This window comes from Paractinoplanes brasiliensis (assembly GCF_004362215.1).
Classification (GTDB): Bacteria; Actinomycetota; Actinomycetes; order Mycobacteriales; family Micromonosporaceae; genus Actinoplanes; species Actinoplanes brasiliensis.
Genome location: NZ_SNWR01000002.1, coordinates 2382593 through 2405410, shown reverse-complemented (window position 1 = coordinate 2405410; position 22818 = coordinate 2382593). Strand labels below are relative to the sequence as shown.

Annotated in this window: 24 protein-coding genes; 11 read left to right on the top strand and 13 right to left on the bottom strand. The window is 72.9% G+C overall.

The features are described from left to right. Nucleotides 1–69: 69 nt before the first annotated feature. A complete protein-coding gene (locus tag C8E87_RS42725) occupies nt 70–717 on the bottom strand; it encodes an FGGY-family carbohydrate kinase (protein ID WP_133879001.1) in 648 nt (215 codons plus the stop codon). 110 nt (nt 718–827) lie between these two features. On the opposite strand from C8E87_RS42725, the gene C8E87_RS42720 reads away from it, so the two are divergent. Beyond that, nucleotides 828–1622, top strand: coding sequence for a SigB/SigF/SigG family RNA polymerase sigma factor (locus C8E87_RS42720; protein ID WP_133879000.1), 795 nt, complete (start codon nt 828–830; stop codon nt 1620–1622). 131 nt (nt 1623–1753) lie between these two features. On the opposite strand, the gene C8E87_RS42715 is transcribed toward C8E87_RS42720, so the two are convergent. Next, a complete protein-coding gene (locus tag C8E87_RS42715) occupies nt 1754–2701 on the bottom strand; it encodes a helix-turn-helix transcriptional regulator (RefSeq protein ID WP_133878999.1) in 948 nt (315 codons plus the stop codon). A 61-nt stretch (nt 2702–2762) separates the two neighbouring features. Between C8E87_RS42715 and C8E87_RS42710 the strand changes: the two genes are divergently transcribed. Both C8E87_RS42710 and C8E87_RS42705 read left to right on the top strand, forming a co-directional pair. Beyond that, nucleotides 2763–3209 carry a VOC family protein gene (locus tag C8E87_RS42710; protein WP_133878998.1) on the top strand — a complete coding sequence of 149 codons (447 nt, stop codon included), beginning with the start codon at nt 2763–2765 and terminating at the stop codon, nt 3207–3209. Nucleotides 3210–3220: 11 nt separating this feature from the next. Then, nucleotides 3221–4519 (top strand): cation:proton antiporter, encoded by a 1299-nt coding sequence (locus C8E87_RS42705; RefSeq protein WP_239080205.1) that lies wholly within the window; start codon nt 3221–3223, stop codon nt 4517–4519. A 141-nt stretch (nt 4520–4660) separates the two neighbouring features. Here the strand turns inward: C8E87_RS42705 and C8E87_RS42700 are convergent, their stop codons facing one another. From C8E87_RS42700 to C8E87_RS42685, 4 genes are all read right to left on the bottom strand, one after another. Next, nucleotides 4661–4870, bottom strand: coding sequence for a hypothetical protein (locus tag C8E87_RS42700; protein WP_133878997.1), 210 nt, complete (start codon nt 4868–4870; stop codon nt 4661–4663). A 48-nt stretch (nt 4871–4918) separates the two neighbouring features. After that, nucleotides 4919–5371, bottom strand: coding sequence for a MarR family winged helix-turn-helix transcriptional regulator (locus tag C8E87_RS42695; protein WP_243755203.1), 453 nt, complete (start codon nt 5369–5371; stop codon nt 4919–4921). Nucleotides 5372–5762: 391 nt separating this feature from the next. Next, entirely contained in the window at nt 5763–6479 is a 717-nt protein-coding gene (locus C8E87_RS42690; RefSeq protein ID WP_133878996.1) for a DUF4142 domain-containing protein, read from the bottom strand. Nucleotides 6480–6550: 71 nt separating this feature from the next. Continuing rightward, on the bottom strand, nt 6551–7174 hold the full coding sequence (locus C8E87_RS42685) for a hypothetical protein (protein ID WP_133878995.1): 624 nt from the start codon (nt 7172–7174) through the stop codon (nt 6551–6553). 11 nt (nt 7175–7185) lie between these two features. Between C8E87_RS42685 and C8E87_RS42680 the strand changes: the two genes are divergently transcribed. Continuing rightward, the gene (locus C8E87_RS42680; protein ID WP_133878994.1) at nt 7186–7758 is read left to right on the top strand and encodes a TetR/AcrR family transcriptional regulator; all 573 of its coding nucleotides are present in this window, start codon (nt 7186–7188) and stop codon (nt 7756–7758) included. Between the two features lie 104 nt (nt 7759–7862). Here C8E87_RS42680 and C8E87_RS42675 read toward each other — a convergent pair whose 3' ends face one another. Beyond that, nucleotides 7863–9296 (bottom strand): sensor histidine kinase, encoded by a 1434-nt coding sequence (locus tag C8E87_RS42675; protein ID WP_133878993.1) that lies wholly within the window; start codon nt 9294–9296, stop codon nt 7863–7865. Beyond that, entirely contained in the window at nt 9293–9958 is a 666-nt protein-coding gene (locus C8E87_RS42670) for a response regulator transcription factor (protein WP_133878992.1), read from the bottom strand. The genes C8E87_RS42675 and C8E87_RS42670 overlap by 4 nt, the downstream gene beginning before the upstream one ends. A gap of 155 nt (nt 9959–10113) precedes the next feature. Between C8E87_RS42670 and C8E87_RS44850 the strand changes: the two genes are divergently transcribed. After that, nucleotides 10114–10632, top strand: coding sequence for a hypothetical protein (locus C8E87_RS44850; RefSeq protein WP_203720651.1), 519 nt, complete (start codon nt 10114–10116; stop codon nt 10630–10632). A 93-nt stretch (nt 10633–10725) separates the two neighbouring features. Here C8E87_RS44850 and C8E87_RS42660 read toward each other — a convergent pair whose 3' ends face one another. Together C8E87_RS42660 and C8E87_RS42655 are read right to left on the bottom strand one after the other, a co-directional pair. Next, nucleotides 10726–11334, bottom strand: coding sequence for a response regulator transcription factor (locus C8E87_RS42660; RefSeq protein ID WP_166661471.1), 609 nt, complete (start codon nt 11332–11334; stop codon nt 10726–10728). Continuing rightward, nucleotides 11331–12548, bottom strand: a complete 1218-nt coding sequence (locus C8E87_RS42655; protein WP_166661470.1) for a sensor histidine kinase — start codon at nt 12546–12548, stop codon at nt 11331–11333. Before C8E87_RS42655 ends, C8E87_RS42660 begins: the two co-directional genes overlap by 4 nt. A gap of 138 nt (nt 12549–12686) precedes the next feature. On the opposite strand from C8E87_RS42655, the gene C8E87_RS46600 reads away from it, so the two are divergent. The 5 genes from C8E87_RS46600 (at nt 12687) to bla (ending at nt 17039) form a co-directional block, all read left to right on the top strand. Continuing rightward, nucleotides 12687–12809 carry a hypothetical protein gene (locus tag C8E87_RS46600; protein WP_275409064.1) on the top strand — a complete coding sequence of 41 codons (123 nt, stop codon included), beginning with the start codon at nt 12687–12689 and terminating at the stop codon, nt 12807–12809. Between the two features lie 12 nt (nt 12810–12821). Further along, on the top strand, nt 12822–13157 hold the full coding sequence (locus tag C8E87_RS42650) for an NfeD C-terminal domain-containing protein (RefSeq protein ID WP_133878989.1): 336 nt from the start codon (nt 12822–12824) through the stop codon (nt 13155–13157). Nucleotides 13158–13170: 13 nt separating this feature from the next. Further along, a complete protein-coding gene (locus tag C8E87_RS42645; RefSeq protein ID WP_133878988.1) occupies nt 13171–14580 on the top strand; it encodes a flotillin family protein in 1410 nt (469 codons plus the stop codon). A gap of 104 nt (nt 14581–14684) precedes the next feature. Beyond that, nucleotides 14685–16070: a carbohydrate-binding protein gene (locus C8E87_RS42640; protein ID WP_133878987.1), complete on the top strand. Its 1386-nt coding sequence runs from the start codon at nt 14685–14687 to the stop codon at nt 16068–16070. A gap of 51 nt (nt 16071–16121) precedes the next feature. Beyond that, nucleotides 16122–17039, top strand: a complete 918-nt coding sequence (bla, locus tag C8E87_RS42635; RefSeq protein ID WP_133878986.1) for a class A beta-lactamase — start codon at nt 16122–16124, stop codon at nt 17037–17039. A gap of 176 nt (nt 17040–17215) precedes the next feature. On the opposite strand, the gene C8E87_RS42630 is transcribed toward bla, so the two are convergent. Then, a complete protein-coding gene (locus C8E87_RS42630; RefSeq protein WP_133878985.1) occupies nt 17216–18700 on the bottom strand; it encodes a GGDEF domain-containing protein in 1485 nt (494 codons plus the stop codon). 426 nt (nt 18701–19126) lie between these two features. On the opposite strand from C8E87_RS42630, the gene C8E87_RS42625 reads away from it, so the two are divergent. Beyond that, on the top strand, nt 19127–21286 hold the full coding sequence (locus C8E87_RS42625; protein WP_133878984.1) for a sensor histidine kinase: 2160 nt from the start codon (nt 19127–19129) through the stop codon (nt 21284–21286). Here the strand turns inward: C8E87_RS42625 and C8E87_RS42620 are convergent. Next, a complete protein-coding gene (locus C8E87_RS42620) occupies nt 21235–22119 on the bottom strand; it encodes a GlcNAc-transferase family protein (protein WP_133878983.1) in 885 nt (294 codons plus the stop codon). The two genes, C8E87_RS42625 and C8E87_RS42620, sit on opposite strands and share 52 nt — an antisense overlap. Then, complete coding sequence (locus tag C8E87_RS42615) at nt 22116–22817, bottom strand: hypothetical protein (protein ID WP_133878982.1); 702 nt, start codon at nt 22815–22817, stop codon at nt 22116–22118. The genes C8E87_RS42620 and C8E87_RS42615 overlap by 4 nt, the downstream gene beginning before the upstream one ends. Nucleotide 22818: the final 1 nt, after the last annotated feature.

Below are 22818 nucleotides of genomic sequence, written 5' to 3'. Positions count from 1 at the left end.
CGGTGGCGCCCGCCCGGAGACCGGGAAATCGCACGGCGGCAGCCGCCACCCGGACAAGTCGGGCCGGCGTCAGACCGCGGGCACCGACGAGCGAGCCTGAGCCCCCGCCAGCGTGTCGTACGCGTCGGCGAACCGGGCCCGCCGGTCCGCGTAGTAGGCAGCGTGCGCCGGGTTCGGCTCGTACGTCACCCCGGTCGTCCGAGGCGCGCGGTCCACGTCCGGGGCCAGCACGTCGAGCGCGAGCAACGCCGTTCCCCGCTGGGTGGCGCGCCTCCGGGTCACGTGGGTGACCGGTCGTCCGAGGACATCGGCCAGCACCTGCAGCCACTCCGGCTGGTCGTTGCTGACCCGGCCCGACGCCGCGACCTCCACCACCTGCGGCGCGGCGGGACGCAGCTCGTCCGCGACCCGCGCATACGTCAGTGCCACCCCCTCGACCATCCCGCGGAACAGCGCGTCGGGGCCGCCTTCACCTCCGCGGCGCTGCGGGAGTCCGCGTACGTCGAGGACCTGCTCGACCTCGGCGGTCACCTGCTCGGGGTCGATGACCGAGGCGCCGTCGGGAGCGACAGTGAAGGCGTGCGGCACCTTGTGCTGCAGGCCGCGGATCCGGCGGCCGGACCCGTCGTGCACACCGCCGCGGGTGGCCGTCGAGCCGATGTCCAGCGCCAGCACGAGCGGGTCCAGGGCAGCGTCGAGCGAGACGTCATCGGTCATGCGTCACCGTTACCCACGGTGGTCACATACATACCCGTACGGGGGAGTTTGGGGTGGGGGTGGCACGGGGCACAGTCAGCCTCGTCACCGAGGAGAACAGGAGCTCCACCATGACGGTCGCCACCGCAGCCGCCGGCACCGGCCCGGCCGAGAGGGCCGAGACGGACACCGCGAGCGAGCTGATCACGGCGATGGCCGCCCTGCCGGCCGGGCACCCGTCGCGGGCGGCGCTGCGCGACGACGCGATCGAGGCCTGGCTGCCCCTGGCCCGGCACCTGGCGCAGCGCTACGCCGGCCGCGGGGAACCCGCCGACGACCTCTTCCAGGTCGCGACCATCGGGCTGATCAAGGCGGTCGACCGGTTCGAGGCCGACCGCGGCGTCGACTTCGCCGGGTACGCGATCCCGACGATCGTCGGCGAGATCAAGCGGCACTTCCGCGACCGCACCTGGTCGATCCGGGTCCCGCGCCGCCTGCAGGAGATGCGGCTGGCCATCACCTCGGCCAACGCGGCGCTCAGCCACACGCTGGGCCGGGCGGCCACCGTCGCCGACATCGCCGAGCACCTCGGCGTCACCGAGGAAGAAGTGCTGGAGGGCCTGGAGGGTGCCCGCGCCTACAACGCCACCAGCCTGTCCACCCCGGTCAGCGCCGACGGCACCACCGAACTGGGCGAGACCCTCGGCGGCGAGGACCGCGAGTTCGAGGCGGCCGAGTTCCGGATCGCCCTCGGGCCCGCGCTGGCCACTCTGGACGAGCGCGAACGCCGGATCGTGCACCTGCGCTTCTACGGCAACCTGACGCAGAGCCAGATCGCCGAGCAGATCGGTGTGTCCCAGATGCACGTCTCGCGCTTGCTCACCAAGGCGCTGGCCAAGCTCCGGGCGCAGATGCACGACGGCTGACCCGGCTGCGCTGCTGTCCCGGCTGCCCTGCTGTCCCGGCTGCGCTGCTGTCCCGGCTGCGCTGCTGTCCTGGCTGCGCTGCTGTCCTGGCTGCGCTGCTGTTTCCGGCTGCGCTGCGGACCCGGCTTCGCTCAGCCGGCCCGGCGGAGGCGTTCGGCCAGCCGGGTGAAAGCGCCGGTCAGCTCTGGCGGCCCCACCACCGCCATGTCGGCGTCGAAACGGGCGAAGGCGGCGGCGAGGCTGATCCACGACCACGAGCCGAGGGTCAGCCGGCAACGCTCGGGGCCGGCCTCCTCGACGACACCGTCGCGGGTGTAGCGGGCCACAGTGGCGGCGGGCAGGTCGAGCAGCACGGTCCCGCGGCACGGCCAGTTCCCGTCCGCCGAGCCGCGGAACTTCCCGATCACGTACGCGGCCACGTCGCCCCCGGGCAGCTCACGCGGCGTGAATCGAGGGCCGTTGGGGGTCCGTACGGTGATGCGGTCGGCCCGGAAAACGCGCCAGTCCTCGCGGTCGAGGTCCCAGGCGATCAGATACCAACGGCCGTCCCAGGTGATCACGTGGTGGGGCTCGACCCGGCGCGGCGGCCCCTCCGGCTCGCCGGGACCGTAGTCGAAGCGCAGCACCTCGCGGGCGTGGGCGGCCGCGCTGATCGCCAGCAGCACGTCACCGCCGACAGCCGCGGGCGGGCGGGTGGCGGGACGCTCGACCGTCGTCACCCGCAGGGCCGCGACCCGGTTGCGCAGCCGGGCCGGCATGACCTGGCGGATCGTGTTGAGCGCCCGCGCGGCGGCCTCGTTCCCGCCGGTCGCGGCCACCTGCAGGGCGATGGTGAGCGCCACGGCCTGGTCGTCGTCGAACAGCAGCGGCGGCAGGTCGGCGCCCGCGCCGAGCCGGTAACCGCCGTCGGGACCCTTGACCGCGGCGATGGGGTAGCCGAGCTCGCGCAACCGGTCGACGTCGCGGCGCACCGTGCGCAGGCTGATGTCGAGGCGCTCGGCGAGCAGGGTGCCGGGCCAGTCCCGGCGCGCCTGCAACAGGGAGAGCAGGGCCAGGAGCCGCGCGGAGGTTTTCGGCATGCTCCGATTCTGCCCGGAGTAGGTGACACATCCTGGCACCTACTCCTGTCAGCCTTGGGCCATGACGATCACCACCACCACACACCTCAATTTCCGCGGCGACGCCCGGCAGGCGCTGGAGTTCTACCAGTCGGTCTTCGGCGGCGTCCTGACTGCCGTCGCGTACGCCGACTTCGGCATGCCCAAGGAGCTGCCGGACGCCGACAAGGTCGTGTTCGGCCAGGTCACCGCGGACAACGGGTTCCGGATCATGGCGTACGACGTGCCCAGCCAGGCCACCCCGGCGCCCGCGCCGACCGGCGCCACCCGCGAGAACGGCGTGACGCTGACCGGCGAGCGCTTCTTCGTCGCCGTCGCCGGCGAGACCGCCGACGAGGTCAGCCCGCTCTGGGACAAACTGGCCGACGGCGCCGAAATCATCGAGAAGTTCGGCCCGTCGCCGTTCAGCCCCGGCTTCGGCATGCTCACCGACCGGTTCGGCGTCACCTGGATTCTGCAGGTCAACTGACCCGAGCGTGCATGATTCCGGCTGTCGCGGGGCAGTTGTCCGGCGTGCAGATCTCTGATGTCGTCTTCGCCGTCGTCGGCCTCGGAGCTTTGCTCGCGGGCGTGCTGCCCCGCGTGCTGGAACGCCGGCCGCTCTCCATGCCGATCGCCTTCCTGGCCCTCGGCATGCTGGTGTTCGCCCTGCCGATCGGGCTGCCGGACGCCGACCCGCTGGCCCACCCCAAGGTGACCGAACACCTGACCGAGGTCGGCGTCATCGTCGCGCTCATGGGCGCCGGGCTCAAGATCGACCGTCCGTTCAGCCGCCGCGGCTGGATGTCGACCGGGCGGTTGCTGGTCATCGCGATGCCGGTAACGATCGCGGCAATGGCGCTGCTGGGCTGGTGGTGGGCCGGTCTGGTGCCCGCCACCGCCCTTCTGCTGGGGGCCTCGCTCGCGCCGACCGACCCGGTGCTCGCCTCGGACGTGCAGGTGGGCGAACCCACCGACGAGGAGGACTCCGAGGACGAGGTGCGGTTCGCGCTCACCTCGGAGGCCGGCCTGAACGACGGGCTCGCCTTCCCGTTCGTCTACGCGGCGATCGCCATGGCGGGCACGGCCGGGTGGGGCTGGGTGGGGGAGTGGGCCTGGAAGGACCTGCTGTACCGGCTCGTCGTGGGCGTCGTGGCCGGGCTGCTCTCCGGCAAGCTGCTGGGCTGGTTGTTCTTCCGGGCCCGGCGGGCGTCGCTGCGGCTGGCCAAGCATTCCGAGGGCTTCCTCGCTCTGGCGGCAACCTTCCTGGCGTACGGGGTGGCCGAGCTCGCGCAGGGCTACGGGTTCCTGGCCGTGTTCGTGGCGGCCCGCGCGATCCGGGCGGCCGAACGCTCCCACGACTACCACCAGGTGCTCCACGACTTCGCCGAACAGACCGAACGTCTGCTGACCGTCCTCCTGCTGCTGTTGTTCGGCGGCGCGGTGGTCGGCGGGCTGCTGGCCCCGCTCACCTGGCCGGCGGCGCTGGCCGGGCTCGTCCTCATCTTCGTCATCCGCCCGGTCAGCGGTTTCTTGTCGTTGCGCGGCGCGCCCGGGTGCACCTCGGAGCACTGGGTGATCGCGGCATTCGGCATCCGCGGCATCGGGTCGTTCTACTACCTGTCCTACGCGCTCACCCACGCCGAGTTCCCCGGCGCCGACCTGGTCTGGGCGATGATCGCCTTCGTTGTGCTGGTCTCGGTCGTGCTGCACGGAGTCGCGGCGACCCCGGTCATGCGGCGGATGGACCGGGCCAACCGGCGTACGGGCCTCGGCCGCCCGGTCGCCGAGGCGGTCTGACGCGCGGGGTGGCCGGGGCCGGCGACCCTACCGTCCGCCCAAGCCGTCCCCAAGCCGTCTGCCGCCCAGCCGCTCCGCCTGCCGCCCGAGCTGCCCTTCGCCCGAGCCGTCTGCCCCGGGAGCTGCCCGCCGCCGAGCCGCTTACGGCCCCAGCAGTTCACCGCCCAGCAGTCCACCGCCCAGCAGTCCACCGCCCAGCAGTCCACCGCCCAGCAGTTCACCGCCCAGCAGTTCACCGCCCAGCAGTCCACCGCCCGGTGGCCCGGTAGCCCGGCGGCCCGGTAGCCCGGTAGCCCGGCGGCCCACCACCCGGCGGCCCACCGCCCGGCGGCCCACCGCCCGGCGGCCCACCGCCCGGCAGCCCGGCGGCCCAGCAGCAACATCATTGCATGGGTGCACCTATTGGCGTGCCGCCTCCAGCCGCTGCCACCACTGCGAGTCGGGTAGTTCGCCGCTTGCTTCGACGAGGGCGTTGAGGGTGGCGGCCAGGGCCAGCGGCCGGGTCAGGGACAGCTCGGCGATCATCTCGGAGAGGGTGTCGCGGCGCCGGCGCATCACCGCGCCGACCAGCTCACGGCCGCTGTCGGTCAGCGTGATCCAGGCGGCCCGGCGGTCGTCGGGGCGCTCCTGCCGGGCCACGAGGTGCTTGCGTTCCAGGCGGGCGCACAACCGGGTGGCCGTCGACGAGGTGACGTCGAGCTCGTGGGCCAGGTCGACGACGCGCTGCGGGCCGTACGACACCAGGAAGACCAGCGTCCGGTACTGCTGCAGCGTTACGTCCTCGTCGAGGTCGGCCAGCGAGCGGGCGGCCAGGCCGACGAGTGCCCGGCTGAGCGCGAGCAGGGCGCCCACCACTTCGTCCTCGCCGGGCGAGAGGGCGGGGCCCGCGACAGAGGACGAGGGCTGTACCCACGCGGGCGACAGGGCCGGTTTGGCGGCGGGCGGCGCTGCGGCGCGTGGCTGGGCCGGGTCTGCGGCGGGTGGCGGGGGTGGCGCTGCGGCGCGTGGCTGGGCCGGGTCTGCGGCGGGTGGCGGGGGTGGCGCTGCGGCGCGTGACGGGGCCGGGCTCGCGGCGGGTGGCGGGGATGGCGCTGCGGCGCGTGGCTGGGCCGGGTCTGTGCCGAGTGGCGGGGGTGGCGCGGTGGCTGGTGGCTGGGCCGGGTCCGTGGCGGGTGGCGGGGTCGGTTCTGCGGTGGGGGGCAGGGCCGGGTCCGCTGTCACCCGCACACTGTGGCACGCCGGGTCACGTGCGGGCGCGGACCATCCGGATGACGGTGACCGAGGCCACGCCCAGCATCACAACCAGCACGCCGACCAGGACAGTCGTGCTCACCGGCGGGGTGATGCCCGCGTTGGCCTCGGCGATCCCGAGCGACGAGACGTCCTGCGCCGGCGGCAGGGCGGCTGGGGGAAGCCGCTCGTACTGCACCAGGTTGGTGCTCTCCAGCATCTTCATGTGGTTCATCACGAAGATGTTGGCGTCGTCGGCCAGCTTGCGGACCACCGGGTCGCGGGTCGACGCGCGGACCGCGCCGATCACCGGGAAGATCTTGCCGTGTGCGGCCCGCAGCCGGGTCACGAAGATCTGGTCGAACTGCCGCCCCTTGGCGTTCTGCATCTCGCCGAGCCAGCCCTGCTGCTCGGCGGTCGGGGTGGAGGGGATGGTCGCGCCGAGCTCGTTCGCGGCCTTGACGACGAGCTCGTCCAGCCGCACGTGCTGCTCGGCGATCATCGTCCCGACCTGCTGCACCTTGGGGCTGCCGCGCTGGGCGGCCATCTGACCCGCCGGGATCTCCCACAGGCCGGCCTGACGCACGCCGTTGAGCAGCAACATGTCGGCCGCGTTGAGCTGTGTCGGGAATCCCGGGTCGGCGGCGGCCGTGCCCGGCGCCGCGGCCAGCACCGCCACGAACGCGGCCAGGGCCGTCGCGGCGCGACGGGCGAGGGTCGGGCGAAGCATCGGTACCTCCACGGCGTCGACGGGCGTCGACGTGTTGTACGGACCCGTGGAGAAAAAGGTTCACTACAGCACTAATTTTTGAAACGCCCGGTCTCGGTGAACCACGGCTCGGCCGCCTCCAGCCGTGGCGCCGGCACGCCCAGCCGCCGCGCCTCGGCCAGGGTGTCGCGGCAGACCGCCCGCAGCTCCTCCGGGTTGGCGTGGGCCGTCATCACCCGGCGCGTCGGCGGGAATCGGGTGACCAGCAGGGCCAGGGCGGGTGCGGCCAGCCGGACAGGCGCGGTGAAGGGCAGCAGCTCGCCGCGGTGCCGTCGCAGGTCGACGCCGCGGGCCTCGAGCAGGGGGAACAGTTCGCGGGTGGCGAGGATGGCCTCCCGTACGTCCTGGGTGGTCAGCTTGGACATGTCGCCCAGCCGCAGGGTCTGCGTGTGCAGGCCCGCGTTCTGCACGAAGTGGACCAGCAGCCAGCCGCGGAAGTCGGAGCTCTCCCCGATCCGGAACCCGGCCCCGCGGAACACCTCGCGTGCGGCCCGGCCGCGCTCCGTCTGATGGTTGTAGGCGTCGAGGGTGCCGAAGAAGACGACGGGCAGCAGGGACCCGGTCAGCCTGTCGTCCTGGTCGAAGCCGCCGCCGGCCCCGGGGAAGCCCCAGACCACCTGATCGGCGGGCAGCTGCTCGATCGCGGTGAGCGGCATGTGAGGCCACCGTGACCGACGCCAAGCCCTTGCGCGCCGACGCCCGCCGCAACCGCGACGCCCTGATCGCCAAGGCCCGCGAGCTCTTCGCCGGCGGCTGCTTTGACCTGCGCTTCGACGACTTCGCCAAGCTGGCCGGCGTGGGCACCGGCACGCTCTACCGCCACTTCCCGACCCGCCAGGCCCTGGCCGAGGCGGTCTACCACGAGGAACTCGCCGCGATGTGCGCCCGCGGCCGCGAGCTGCAGGCCCGCCTGCCCGCCGACGAGGCGCTGGAGGCGTTCCTGCGCGGGTTCGTCGCCCACCTGCGCTCCAACGAGGGTCTGGCCCGCACCCTGGCGACGCTCATGGCTGCCGGCGCCGGCACGCCGGCCGAGGGCGCCGAGGCCCTGGGCCGGGTCATCGACGACCTGCTGGCCGCCGCCGTCAGCGCCGGAACCGTCCGCGCCGACGTGGGCAGCGGCGCCGTGATGATGGCCCTGCACGGCATCTGCGCGGCCTACGACCACACGGCCGGTTGGGCCGACGCGGACGGCGTCATGACCCTGGTCCTCGCCGGCCTGCGCGTCCAACCGGCGGCATGATCCCGCTGCTCCTCGCCGGCCTGCCCGTCCGTGTGTTCGCTGGTCCTCGCCGGCCCGGGTGTCCGGCCGGCCGGGTGTCCGCTGGTCCTCGCCGGCCCGGCCGTTCAGCCGGCCGCCGCCGGGAGGTCGAGGCGGAAGGTCGCGCCCGGGCCGGCGTCGGCGTAGGTCAGCTGCCCGCCGTGGGCCTCGGCCAGGCCGCGTGCGATCGGCAGGCCCAGCCCGGCGCCGCCGGTGTGCCGCGAGCGGGAGGCGTCGCCGCGGCCGAAGCGCTCGAAGATCAGCGTGCGTTCCTCCGGGGGCACGCCCGGACCGGTGTCGCTGACCTCGAGCCGCACCCGCGGGCCGTGCCGGCGGACGAGCACCGAGACCGTGCCGCCGCGCGGAGTGGCGTGACGGGCGTTGTCCAGCAGGTTGGTGACGATCTGCCCGAGCCGTACGGGGTCGCCGTCCACGAACAGGCCGGGCTCGCCGGCGACGTCGAAGGTCAGCGCGGGCGACAGCGATCGCGCCCGGTCTGCCTCGGTCCCGGCGAGCACGAGCAGATCGACCCGCTCGGCCACCAGCGGCAGCCCCTGCCCGAGCCGGGCCGTCGTGAGCAGGTCGTCGACCAGCCGGGCGGCCCGCCTCGACTCGCGGACCATCGCCACGGCGATCCGTTCCCGCTGCTCGCGGTCCGGGTTCTCGCGCAGCAGCAGCTCGGCGTTGGCCTGCAGGCCGGCCAGCGGGGTGCGCAACTCGTGCGAAGCGTCGCTGAGGAACGAGCGCATCCGCACCTCGCCCGCCTCCAGCTCGTCGAGCATGGCGTCGAACGCCGCGGCCGTACGCCCCAGCTCAGTGTCGGACCGGGGCGGGTCGAGCCGCTGCCCCCGGTCACCCGCCGCGATCTGGCGGGCCAGCGTGGTCATGTCGTCCAGTGGCCGCAGCGCCGCCCGCGAGATCCGCGCCGAGGCGAAACCGGCCAGCACCAGGGCAAGCACGCCCCCGGCGACCTCGAACACGATCAGCCGCTGGACGGCGTCGGTGATCTGCGTGGTGTCGAGGCTCAGGGTCAGCACCTGATCGCCGGCCAGGTTCTGTCGTACGAAGATCACGCTGCCCGCCGTCTCCACCGGCACGGCGGCGGTTCGGGTCATCGCGGGCCGCCCCGGCCGTGACCCCCAGCGACGGCCGGCCCCCGGCGGCGGCGCGTCGGAGGCGGCGGTGGCGCAGGCGGAACCGTCGGCCGTGCACAGGCGTACGACCACGCCGTCGCCCCGCAGCCGGTCGGCCAGCCGCTGCATGCTCAGCGTGCCCTGCAGCTGCTCGGCCAGGGCCATCCGGTCGGTGAGCCGGGTGCGGGCGTCGGCGTGCAGCCGGGACGACAGGGCCACGTCGACCGCGGTGAACAGCCCGGCCAGGATCAGCGCGAGCAGGACGAGCACACCCAGGGTGACCCGTCCCCGCAGCGACGCCGGCCCTCTCGCGGCCGCACGGATCCGCGCCCGCAGTGAAGCCGGCTTCGTGACGGCCGCGGCCCGTGCTGGTGACGGCCCTGTCATGGCCGCAGGACGTAGCCGAGACCGCGGGCGGTGTGGATCAGGCGCGGTCCGTGCTGTTCGAGCTTGCGGCGCAGGGCGCTGACGTGCACCTCGACCAGGTTGGGGTCGTACTCGTCGTACCCCCAGACCTGGGTCAGCAGCTGCGTCTTGGACAGGATCCGGCCGCGGTGCCCGGTCAGATACGCCAGCAGCTTGAACTCGGTGCCGGTCAGGGGCAGGGGGTGCCCGGCCCGGGTGGCGATCCGCGCACCCTCGTCGACGATCAGGTCGGCGACCTGCACCGTGGACGGCACCCGCCCCAGCCGGCGCAGCACGGCCGCGACCCGGGCCAGCACCTCGGCGGTCGCGAACGGCTTGACCACGTAGTCGTCGGCGCCCGCCCCGAACCCGGCTAGCCGGTCGGCGACGGCGTCGCGGGCGGTCACCATCAGCACGGCGCAGTCGCTGCGGCCGCTCAGCACCCGGGCCAGCTCGAAACCGTCCCGGCCGCCGGGCAGGTGCACGTCGAGCAGCGTCAGGTCGGGCCGGAAGGCGTCGACCACCGCCTCGAAGCCGGCCCCGTCGGCGCATGCCCGGACCTCGTGACCGGCCGCCCGCAACGCCGCCGTGAGCGGGTCGCGGATAGCCTCCTCGTCCTCCACCACCAGCACCCGGGCGACCATCGGCTCAGTCTGACGGCGGCGGCTGTGGCTGCGCCGTCACGAGGCTGAAGAACGGCTGAAGAAGCGGTCCGCTTCAGGTCCTCTTCAGACGGGCGGTTCAGCGTGGTGTCAGGCGCCCCGGCCGCGGTGGCGCCCTGATCGAGGAGAAGCTGACGTTGAAACTGCTGCTGCCTGACTCCGTAACCAGAGCCGGCCGGTTCAGCCGGGTCGCGATCGCCGTCGTCGCCGGGGGCGGGCTCGCCCTGGGTGTTGCCGGCCTGGCCCAGGCCGATCCGTCCCCGTCCGCGTCCGCATCCCCCTCGGCCGGCACCCCGCGTCAGGCGCACCTGTGGGGCACGGTCGAATCAGCCGGCGGCGGCCGCATCCTGATCGTCGACTCCCAGGGCTTCACCCGCCAGATCAACATCGCGACCGTGCCGTCCGACGTCAAGGAGGGCGTCCGGGTGCACGCCGAGGGCACGGTGAACCCCGACGGCGTCTCGCTGGACGCCACCTCGGTCACCGTGGCCCCGGACCGTCCCGAGGGCTGGCGCGGCCCTGGTGGTCACGGTCCCGGCGGTCATGGCCACGGCGGCTTCGGTCCCGGCGGTCACGGGCCGGGCAAATACGGCCGGCCCTGGGGCGGAAGCACTCCGGCCCCCTCGGAAAGCGCTGCGCCTTCGCCGACCTCCTGACGGAGCGCACGGTTCCGTCCGTCAGATATCGGTGCGGCACTGAGCCCGCCGTGGCATCGGCCGGCTGATCCTTCCCCGATTCGCGCAGGACGTTCAACGGTCGGGGCGGGGCTGGTACTGGTCGATCAGGGTGCGGACGTCGTCGACCGGTTCGTCGATGGCGGCCCACTTGGAGCGGATGCGGGTCAGGTACGAGCGTACGGTCGGGATCGTGACGCCCATGCGGCGAGCCGTGGCGGCCAGGGTGCTGCCGGTGCCGTACAGGTAAAGGGCTCGGGCCTCCTGCGGCGACAGCTCGGGCGGATCGTCGTTGATGATGGTCATCAGCTCGGCCGTGAGAGCCGGTTGCCCGTCGTGGACGTTGCGGATGGCCTCGGTCAGCTTGACGGCGTCGTCGTCCTTGACCAGGTAGCCGCCGGCGCCGGCCCGGACGGTGGCGCGGACGTGCCGCCTGTCGCCGTGCACCGAGAGGACCAGCACCCGTACGCCCCGGCGCCGCAGAGCCGCGACGTTGGCCGCCGCCTCGGTGCCGTCCTCGAGGCGCAGGTCGAGCAGGACGACGTCGGCCTCGGGCGCGGCCGCGAGATGCTCGGTCAGGCTGGTGGCGGCGTGCACCACCCGGATGTCCCCGGTTCCGGCGAGCAGAGCGCGCAGACCGGCCGGCACCAGCTTGTCGTTGTCGACGACGGCGACCCGGATCATGCCGGCCATCGCAGGTCGACGCGGGTGCCCTGGCCGGGATGGCTGTCGACGCCGGCCGCCCCGCCGACCTCGTGCATGCGCGCGGTGATGGACTGCCGGATGCCGTAGCCGAGCGGCGTCGACTCCGGATCGAAGCCCTTGCCCTGGTCGACGACGGCGACCGTGATGGTCGGCGTGGGCTGCCGGTCGGACAACGCGGTCAGCCGGACCCGGTCGCTGCCGGCGTGCCGGGCGACGTTGGCCAAGGCCTCACCGGCGGCGTGCCGGAACGCCCGCAGCACCTCGGGCGGGAGCGTGCCGGGCAGGTTGGCGAAGTGGTACTCCACCCGCAGGCCCTGGGTGGCGCTGTCGTTGCCGGCCTCGATGAGCGCGAGCGAGAGCTCGGTGAGGGAGCCGTCCGGGTCGTCCGGGGTGGTGCCGCGCAGCACGTTGGCGCTGATCGCGGCCTGGTTGCGTACCCGGGGGTCGGGATGGCCGGCCGGCCCCTGCCCGGCGATCGCGGTCAGCAGCCGCAACGGGCCGTCGTGCAGAGCCCGGTGCCGCAGCAGCTGCTCCTGGAAGTGGCGCATCCGTTCCTCGTCCTGGCTGCGCCGGGCGGCGACGCGTTCCCGCGCGGCGATGACCCGGTCGGTGGCCGTGTCGACCGCGTCCGCGATCGCCCGCAGCCGGCGCATGAACAGGCAGCAGCAGGCGGCCGTGACCACCTGCCAGCCGACGATGTTGGCCGTGGAAGCCACCTCGAAGTAGTCCGGGGAAGCCAGCATCGCCAGGGAGAACCCGAGCCCGAGCGTGAGGCATCCGGCCGTGGTGGCCCGCCACGACGCGGTGGACAGTGCCACGGCGACCGCGGTCGACACGCCGACCGGCTCGAAGTCGGGCACGGCCACCGTGGAGAACGCCTCTTCGGTCAGCGTCCACGGCAAGAGGGCGGCGGCGGTCGAGGTGATCACGACGTCGACCGCCAGGACCCCGTACGGGATGGGGTCGCGCCTGGCCACGACCGGCACGAAAATCACGCTCCAGAACGCGACGGCAAGGTAGACGGCCGTGGCCCCCGCCTTGTTGGTGTAGCCGTCGACCCGGGCCAGCGCCACGATGCTCAGTCCGACCATGGCCAGCGTGCCGACCCGGGACAGCAGGATCACGCCGGTGGTGATCGCCCGGATCCGCTGGTGCAGGTCGACCGTCCGAAGCAGATCCGGCTCGCCGTCCACGCCCGCAGTCTGGCACGCGCCCGGTGCCCGGTCCATGCCGCACACATGCGGCATGGATAGCTCACCCTCGGCCGCTCACACTCGACCACATGAGTCCCGACCGGCCACAGTCGACGGTTGCCGAAGGAGGCGTTTCTCTTGTACGAAGCCGATGTCCAGCAGAATCCCGAGCCCGCCCGGCCCGTCCTGACCTTCGCCCTGAACGCCGCGCTGCTCCGCTTGCTCAACGACGACGAGGTCCGGTCCTGGTGTGACAGGTAGCGGAGAGCGTTGATGGACGGCTCGGCCCGGGCCCTCCTGCTGTTCGGGGCGCTGGCCGCGCTGCCGTTCGCCTGGCTCGTCGCTGTCCGGCTCTCGCGCTGGGCCCGCAACATCCCGACCGATGCCACACCGGCGCGGACCGATCTCGTCGGCACGATCGGCGTGGTCGTCACCCCGATCTCCGAGCACGGGTACGGCGAGGTCCTGGTGCGGGTGGCCGGTCAGCCGGTCAAGTTGCACGCCCGTGCCGCCCACGCCCTGCCCATGGGCGCCGCGGTCTTCGTGGTCGAGGCGCCCAGTCACGCCGGCGTTGTTGTCGAACCGTTCCCACCGGCCGCAACCACCTGACAAGGAGTCCGAAGTGTCCGTGCTGATCGCCACTGCCGGCGGCGTGCTGGTCCTGATTCTCGTCGTGATGTTCGTACTTTCCCGGATCAAGGTTGCCGGGCCCAACGAGGCCTTCATCATCACCGGCCGCCGGGGCCAGTCGGTCACCGACTCGCAAGGTGGCCGCTTCACCGACCTGTCCGGTCAGAAGGTCGTGATGGGCGCCTCGGTCTTCGTGCTGCCGGTCGTGCAGCGCAAGCAGTCGCTGGACCTGTCCAGCCGGCGGATCTCCGTCGACATCCAGGGCGCCGTCAGCAAGCAGGGCATCCGGGCCAACCTGCACGGCGTGGCGATCGTCAAGGTCGGCGGGACCGAGGACGCGGTGCGCGCGGCCGCCCAGCGCTTCCTGCATCAGCAGCACGAGATCGAGCAGTTCACCCGCGAGGTGCTGGCCGGTTCGCTGCGGGCGATCGTCGGCCGGCTCACCATCGAGGAGATCATCGGTGACCGGGTCGCGTTCGCCAACGCGGTCGCCGAGGAGGCCGAGCACTCGATGACCAACCAGGGCCTGGTCCTGGACACGTTCCAGGTGCAGGACATCCTCACCGAGGGCAGTTACCTGCAGGACCTGGGCCGTCCGGAGGCGGCCCGGATCCTCAAGGACGCGGCGATCGCCGAGGCGATAGCCACCCAGGCCTCCGAGGAGGCCCGGTTGCTGGCCGAGGAAGCGATCGCCACCGCCGAGCGCAACCTGCAGCTCAAGAAGGCGCAGATCCAGGCCGAGGTCGAGGCGGCCCGAGCCCGCTCGGCGGCGGCCGGACCGCTCGCCGAGGCCCAGCAGAAGCAGGGTGTCGTCTCCGAGCGGCAGAAGCTCGCGGAGCGCCGGGCCGAGCTCAAGGAGCGGGAACTCGACATCGAGGTACGGCGGCCGGCCGACGCCGAGCGCTACCGGGTGGAACAGGCGGCCGAGGCGGCCCGCAGCGCGGACGTGCTCGCCGCGGACGCCCGCCGGCAGGCCACCATCGCCGAGGCGCAGGCCGCCGCCGAGCAGTCCCGGCTGATCGGCGAGGGCGAACGGGCCCGCCGTTCGGCCCTGGCCGAGGCGACCGAGCGGGAAGGGCAGGCCGAGGGCGCGGCGACGCTGGCCCGCGGACAGGGCGGCGCCGAGGCGATGCGGCTCAAGGCCGAGGCGTTCGCGCAGTACGGCGAGGCGGCCGTGCTCGACCTGCTGGCCCAGGTCCTGCCCCAGGTGGTGGAGGCGGCGAGCCGGCCCATCGGAGCGATCGACAAGATGACCGTCATCTCCACCGAGGGCGCGTCCGCGCTGACCCGGTCGGTGGCCGGCAACGTCGCTCAGGGGCTGCAGCTCGGGACCGACCTGATCGGCGTCGACCTGGTGGAACTGCTGTCCCGCCGGGCACGCACCAACGACAAGAAGCCGTGAGGTTGCCCCTTCGGGCATCGATTGCCGTTCATGTTTGACGCCGTTGTGCAACACGTCTGAAACTTCTGGCATCAGAGTGCGAAGCCCGAGAAGAAGGGCGTGTCATGACTGTCCGCACCCGTCTCCTGGCCGTCGCGACGGCCGTCGTCGCCGTCGCCGGTTCGGCCACCATCGCCGTTTCCGCCGACGCGGCCCTGCCCCCACCGCCCAGCGGCTGGACCCAGGTCTGGGCCGACGACTTCACCGGCGCCGCGGGCACCCTGCCCAACGGCGCCAACTGGATCATCGACACCGGCACCAGCTATCCCGGCGGCCCGCCGCAGTGGGGCACCGGGGAGATCCAGACGTACACCAACAGCACCAGCAACGTCGCCCACGACGGCGCGGGCAACCTGCGCATCACGCCGCTGCGCAACGGCTCCGGCCAGTGGACGTCGGCGCGTATCGAGACGCAGCGCACTGACTTCAAGGCCCCGGCCGGCGGGGTGCTGCGCCTCGAGGGCCGCATCCAGATGCCCAACGTCACCGGCAACGCGGCGCTCGGGTACTGGCCCGCGTTCTGGGCGCTCGGCGCGCCGTACCGCTCGGACCGCTACAGCTGGCCGGCCATCGGCGAGTTCGACGTCATGGAGAACGTCAACGGCCTCAACTCGGTCTGGGGTGTGCTGCACTGCGGCGTCAACCCGGGCGGGCCGTGCGCCGAGACCAACGGCATCGGGGCCAGCCGGGCCTGCCCCGGTTCGGCCTGTCAGGGCAACTTCCACACGTACGCCTTCGAGTGGGACCGCAGCGTGTCGCCGAACCAGCTGCGGTGGTACGTCGACGGTCAGCAGTACCACTCGGTGAGCCAGAACCAGATCGGCGAGCCGCACTGGACCAACATGACCAGCCACGCCGGCTACCACATCCTGCTCAACGTGGCGATGGGCGGCGGTTTCCCCAACGGTGTCGCCGGTTTCGGCACGCCGACAGCGGCCACCGTGCCCGGCCATCCGATGGTGGTCGACTACGTGGCGGTGTACACCCGCGGCGGGGGCACCACGCCGCCGACCACACCCCCGACGACCCCGCCGGCCGGGGGCGTGCGGGACGCGTACGGGCAGATCCAGGCCGAATCGTTCAACGCGCAGTCCGGCGTGATCGTCGAGAACGCGAGTGAGGGTGGCCAGAACATCGGGGCCGTCCGCAACGGCGACTGGGTGCAGTTCGACAACGTCGAGTTCGGCTCGGGCGGGGTGCGCGACTTCGTGGCCCGGGTGGCGTCGGGCGCCGCGGCAGGCATCAGCGGCCTGGTCGAGGTGCGCATCGACAGCCGGAGCAACGCGCCGATCGGCAGCTTCGCCATCGGTAACACCGGGGGCTGGCAGAGCTGGCGGTCCGTGCCGGGCAACGTCAGCAATGTGTCGGGGCGGCACACGGTGTTCCTGACCTTCACCAGCGGGCAGCCCAACGATTTCGTCAACGTCAACTGGTTCCAGTTCCGCCGCTGACCGACCGGACGGGGCCGGGCGCCGGTGGTGCCCGGCCCCTATGGTGGGCAGATGGTACGAGCTATCCCTTTATTGCTCATCTGTGCTCTCGTGGCCGGTTGTGCCGGGCCGTCCGCGTCCCCGGTCGAGTCGGGTTCGAGTTCGGCTTCGGCCTCGAGCTCACTATCGAGCTCGGCTTCGGCTTCGGTCGAGCCTCAGCGCTTCGGTGAGCTGGAGCGGCGGTTCGGGGCGCGTCTAGGGGTGTACGCGCTGGACACCGGCAACGGCCGTACGGTCACCCACCGCGCCGACGAGCGTTTCGCGCACGCGTCCACGTTCAAGGCGTTGCTGGCGGCCGTCCTGCTGAGGCGTCTCTCCGACGGCGACCTGCGGCGCGTCATCCGGTACACGCGGGCCGACCTGCTCGAGTGGGCGCCGATCACGGAGAAGCACGTGAAGACAGGGATGACGGTCGACGCGCTGATCGCCGCCGCGGTGCAGCACAGCGACAACACCGCGGCCAACCTGTTGCTCCGCCTGACCGGCGGCCCCGAGGGCGTGCAGCGCGAACTGCGGAAGATCAAGGACAACACCACAGACCTGAGCCGGTACGAGCCCACGCTGAACACGGCCGTCCCAGGCGACAAGCGGGACACGAGCACGCCCCGGGCGCTCGGCGCCGACCTGCGCGCCTTCGTTCTCGGCGACGTCCTGCCCGCTCCCCGGCGGCAGAAGCTGACCGACCTGCTGCTCGGCAACACGACCGGCGACACGTACATCCGGGCCGGCGTGCCGTCCGGATGGAAGGTCGGCGACAAGACCGGCAGCGGGGGCTACGGCACCCGCAACGACATCGCGGTCGTCTGGCCGCCCACCGGCAGCCCCGTGATCATCGCGATCCTGTCCGACCGCGGCAGGCCGGACGCCCCGTCGGCCGACGCCCTGATCGCCGAAGCGACCAGGGCCGTCGTCACCGCATTGGGCCGCTGAACACCGCTTGTCCGATCGGTGTACGCGCGTCAGCGGCCGCTTGGGCCGCATGAGGGCGCCACGCCTTGTCGCGCGCGCCCCGCTGCACGGCGTTGCCCGCTGCAGGGTGTTGCCCGCTGCAGGGCGTTGGCCCTGCACGGCGTTGCCCGCAGCATGGTGTCGCCCCGCTGCGGGCGTCAGGCCGACACGCCGGCTGCTGCGGGGGACGCCGTGGTTGCGGGTGCTGGGACCGGGCCGGCGGCCACGACGCGGTCGCGGCCGCCGTTCTTGGCCTCGTACAGGGCCTCGTCGGCCCGGCCGACCAACTGTTCGGGCATCTCGTGGCCGTCCCACACGGCGAGGCCGCCCGAGAACGTCCGGCCGAGCGGGGTCGCGGCTCGCATCCGTTCCAGCATCGCCGGGGCCGCGGCGACGGACTCGCCGACCAGCAGCACGCCGAACTCCTCGCCGCCGTAGCGGGCCAGCAGGTCGCCGGTGCGCAGCTGGTCGCTCCAGGCCGCCGCCGCCTCCTTGAGCAGCCGGTCCCCGGCCGGGTGGCCGTTGGCGTCGTTGAACTGCTTGAAGTGGTCCAGGTCGAGCAGGGCCACCGCGACCGGCTCGCCGGAACGGACCGCCTTGGCCATCTCGCGGCTGAGCTCCAGGTCCCAGGCCCGCCGGTTCGGCACCCCGGTGAGGGCGTCGTTGTGCGCGAGCGCCCGCAGCTGGGCCGCCTGGTCCTGGATCCGCGCGATCAGGCCGGACATGCGCGCCAGCACCAGCAGGAACAGCACGGCCGAGCTGCCCGCGATGGCCGGCCAGTCGATGTCGTCCGGCGTGGTGACGCCCTGCACGATCAGCACCACCGGCGCCAGCAACGCCGCCACGGCCAGCAGGGTCAGGCGGTTACGGGTGAACCGTTCCGCCCGGTCCGGCGCCACCTCGGACAGCGCCCGCATCGAGGGGTGCAGCGCGGACGCGGCCAGCAGCACGTACGCGGCGAGCCAGCCCGCGTCGAAGACCCCGTCGGTGTAGACGGTGAACATGTTGACCACGGCGAAGCCGATGTCGCTGACCAGCTGCGCCGCCAGGGCCGCCACCAGCAGGCGGTAGCTCGCGGTGCGTGCGCCCGGGGTGGTGAGCAGGCGGACGAGCATGATCAGGAGCAGCAGGTCGACGGCGGGGTAGGCGAGGGCCACCAGCCGCTCCAGCACGCTCAGCGATTCGTCGGCGGCGATCGGGCGCATCAGGAACGACCAGGCGAGCAGGGACAGGCTGACCGAGACGATCGCCGCGTCCAGCAGGCCCGCCCGGTCACGACCCGAGATGCGGCCCTTGATCAGCTGGTACGCGCCCAGGGCGTAAAGGGGATAGGCGGCGAGATACGAGATGTCGGCCGGCGCCGGGAAGGTGTCCCAGCCCCACGAGAAGTACTGCAGCTGATAGATGACGTCGCCGCTCGCCGCGAGGGTCACGGCCGCCGCGAACGAGTACCACAGGCCCGGCCGTCGCGGGCGGTTGCGCCGCACGCCGACCACCAGGGCCGCGGCCGACACGAAGCCGATGGCGCTGTACAGCGCCCAGGCCCAGGGGTTCTCGGAGGGCATGGCCAGATAGACCGCGCTGACCATGCCACCCCCGAGCAGCCACCACTGCCACAATCGCCACCGGCGAAGTCTGATCACGAGCACAGTCATCGTCCGGCCGGGCGCGGATCTGACCACGATCCGTGCGTCCTGCGCCACATGTTGTGACGGTGAGCGGCGGGAACGGTTGTCCGAGAGTCAGGCTCCGCGCAGCAGGACAGCGGCGAGGGCGCGGAGCGCGTCGGCCGGGAAGGCGCCGGCGTAGCGGGGAGTTGCACCCGGGTGGTCACCCGGTTCCGGTGCGCCTGTTCGGCCGTGCCCCAGAGGATCAGGGCGTCGACGAGACGGTCGCTGCCCGCGCCGGCCAGGTGCCCGCCGGTCCAGCCGAAACGGGCGCAGGTTGCTGGTGCAGCCGGGCTGGTGCCGAGCCCGAGCAGGAACCTCTTGTTGCGCCGTGATCGAACAATACGACCCCGGGCGGCCAAATCGCTCAGCCGGTCACGGCGGAGTGCCGAACAGCGGAGTATGCGGTTCGCGCACAGTGCGCTCAGCTATTGGCGGTCCGCGGCGTTGCCGTTGCTGGTGTGGGTGCTGGTGGGCGCGGCTGCGACGGGCGGGCTGCTGTGGCAGCAGCACAACAGCCGCCAGGGGGTCGTGCAGCGCTACGAGCTGCGCGTCGGGCTGATGCGCGACTTCGTGACGAGCTACACCGCCGACCTCATCCAGCGGGAAGGGGTGCAGGCCCGCGCGTCGCTGGCCGGCGCCGAGGTCAGGGCCGCCGAGTTCAACCAGGCGGTCGCCGGCTTCGGCTACCCGGCCGCCGTCCTGCTCGATTCGCGCGGGCGGGTGTTGCAGGTGACGCCCTCCGACCCCGCCCTCATCGGGCGGGACCTGACCCTGCAGTACGCCCATCTGCGCACCGCCCTGCGAGACGGGGTGCCGGCCGTGTCGCCGGTGGTGCGGTCGGCGGTCCGGAGCGTGCCGGTCGTCGCCTTCGCTGTGCCGTTCGAGTCGGCGTCGGGCCGGCGGGTGTTCTCGGGCGCGGTGGCCATCCGCGAAAGCCCCCTGTCGGCGTACCTGAGCAGCGCCCTGACGTCGTCCGGCGCGCAGGTGCAGCTGGTCGACTCGACCGGCAGCATCGTCGCCGCCAACCGTCGCCTGAACAACGGCATCTCCACCCTCGCCCGGGAGAACGGGCCCCTGGCCGAGGCCGTGCAGCAGCGCGACCACGGCCGGTACCAGGCGGGCGGGAAGTGGTGGCGGTACTCCTCGGCCCCCATCGAGGGAACACCATGGCGGCTGTCGGCCACCGTCAACGAGGACGTGCTGTACGCGGCGCAAGCCGGCAACGAGCTCGCCGGCCGTGCCGCCCTGGGTGGCGCGGCCGCGGTGGGGCTGCTGGTCGTCGGGGCCATCGCCCGGGCCCGGCGCAGCCTCCAGGACCTGGCAATCAGCGAGCAACGGTTCCGCAAGGTGTTCGACGACTCCGCCATCGGCATGACCCTGATCGACACCCAGGGCCGGTACGTGCGGGTCAACCCGGCCGCGTGCGTGTTGTTCGGGCGTACCGAACGCGACCTGATCGGCCGCCGGTACACCGAGATCACCCACCCCGACGACGCCGGGGTGATCTGGGAGCACGCCCGGGACTGCCTGCGGGAGCGCGTCGACGGCTTCCGCGTGGAGGTCCGCTACCTCCACGCCGACGGGCACGTCATCGAGACCTCGACGACCAACGCGCTGCTGCGGGACCACGACGGCCGGCCCACGTACTTCGCCACCCAGATCGTCGACATGACCGAACGGCACGCGCTGGAGCGCGCCCGCCTGTCCAACGAGGCGGAGCTGGCCCAGCGGGCCCACCAGCTGCAGGAGGCCAACGCGAACCTGGCCGACTTCATCGCCATGCTCAGCCACGACGTCCAGCAGCCGCTGACCAAGATCGTGGGGCTGGGCGAGCTGCTGCTGGAGGACTGGGACGTCGCCCCCGACCAGGACAAGCACGCCGACGTCTCCCGCATCACCTCCGCCGGGCACCGGGCCAGCGACCTGGTCAACGACGTCCTGACCCTGGCCCGTCTGGACGCCGGGGCGATGCGGGCCCGCCCCACCCGCCTCGAGCTGACGCAGCTGGTCCGCGGCGTGGTCGGGTCGCACCAGGCCGGCGAGACCACCCCGATCACCGTGGTCGCCCCGGATCAGACGTACGGGATGGCCGACCGCAAGCTGCTCGAGCTGATCCTGGGCAACCTGCTGGCCAACGCCACCAAGTACGGCGAGCCGCCCATCGTGGTGACCCTGGCCAACCGGCACGACCACGTCGAGATCCGGATCGCCGACCACGGCGAGGGTGTTCCTGAGGCGTTCGTGCCGCGGCTGTTCGACCGGTTCGCCCGCGCCGACAGCGGCGTCGCCACCACCACCTCGGGCACCGGGCTCGGCCTCTATCTGGTGCGGCAGCTCGTCGACGCCAGCGGGCTCGGCATCAGCTACCGGCCGAACGAGCCGCACGGCGCCGTCTTCGCGGTCACCGTCCCGGCCGCCGACGACGCCGCGACGCCCCGCCCGGGTTTCAGCCGGGCCGCTCTGAAGGCGCACGGCCTGGACGCCCCGGAACACGCCCCGAAGGCCGGTCAGACCGCCGCGGGCGCGCGCCAGTCGGTCCACCGCCGGCGGGCGAAGTGACAGCCTGACCAGTCGGCGTAGTCGGCCAGCGAGCGGACCCGGCCCAGTCCGTACCGGCCGTGGTTGGGGTGCCGCAGCAGCGTGTTGACCCGGCGCCGGCTTGCCTTGTCGCGGGCGACCCAGGCGTCGGGGTGGTCGCTCCAGTGCCGGGGGCTGCCCTCGCGGATGTAGTAGTGCCAGGCCAGCGCCTCGGTCGGGTGGAACAGGTCGTAACCCCAGGTGTACGCGCGCAGCGAGACGGTCAGCTCCTCGCCGTGGAAGTACAGGTACGGGTCGTACGGAACCTCGCGCACGAGGCTGCCGGGCGCGAACAGGAACCCGCCGGCGACGAACCGGGCCGGGACCGGGCGGCCGTCGAGCACGGGAAGTTCCCGCTGGCCGAAGACGGGCAGGCCGTCGCCGGACCAGCTGGTGACCACGGTCTCGGTGGGCACGTCACCCCCGGCGAACTCGGCGCCCGGCTCGTACATGGGCGGATAGCAGGTGATGACCGGTTTCGGCGCTCCGGTTCCGGCCGCCAGGGCCAGCACCCGCTCGTCCCAGCCCGGGGCGAAGCGGGTGTGGCTGTCGACCTGCAGGAACCAGTCCTCGCCGGCGTAGTGGCGCATCACCTGGGCACGGGCCCAGCAGGCGCCGAGGCTCTGCCGGGCGTCGAACTCGAGCAGCTCGACCCGCGGGTCGCCGGTCAGCGCCGACACGTCCTCGTCGCCGAGGTGCTGCCAGTTCACCACGATGCGCAGCTCGTCGGGGCGGGTCGCCCGGGCCAGGCAGTCGCGCACGGTGTGCACCAGTTCCGGGTCGCGGTAGGAGGCGACCGACACGAAGATGGTCACTGCGCCACCAGGGCGTGCGAGCCGAACAGCACCGCCAGGGCCCGGTGCTCGCCGGCCGCGTCGACCACCGGCCGTTCCCCGGCGGCGAGCACGTGCGCCAGCAGATCCGGTTCCGGGGCCAGCCCGTACGCCCGCAGGTAGTACCCGACCGACTCGGTCCACAGCCACTGACCGTCGGTGCGGTAGCTCATCGGCACCACCTCGCCCCGGCCAGGCTCGACCACGTCGGGCAGCCGCCCCTCGGTTCCCAGCACCGCCGCCCCCGCCTCCAGGTAACCGGCCACCCGTTCCCGTTCCCCGGCCCCGAGCCGCGGGTGCCCGGCAGCGAACCCGCCGCCGGAGTCGAAAACCCGGGCCACCCGGATCGGCCGTACGGGATGGGCTGTCCACAGAAGCGCGCCCGCGTTGCGCGCCGCCCGGGTGCTCGCGGGCAATGCCTCCCCGGGGGCGTAGACCTCGGCCTCGAAAGCCGGCGGCGCACCGCGGGTCTCCACCACGTACACCCTCTCCGGCGCCGACGCGGGTGACAACCGCCAGCTCCGCCACAGCGCGACCGCACCCGGCTCGGCGGCGACCGCGGCCACGGCGGCCCGGTCCTCGTTGTCGGCGGGGCCGAACCCGGTCAGGTCGAGCAGCGGCGGCACGGCCGAGCCGAACGTGCGGGGATCGGGCAGCGCCGGCACGTACGTGTGCTCCATG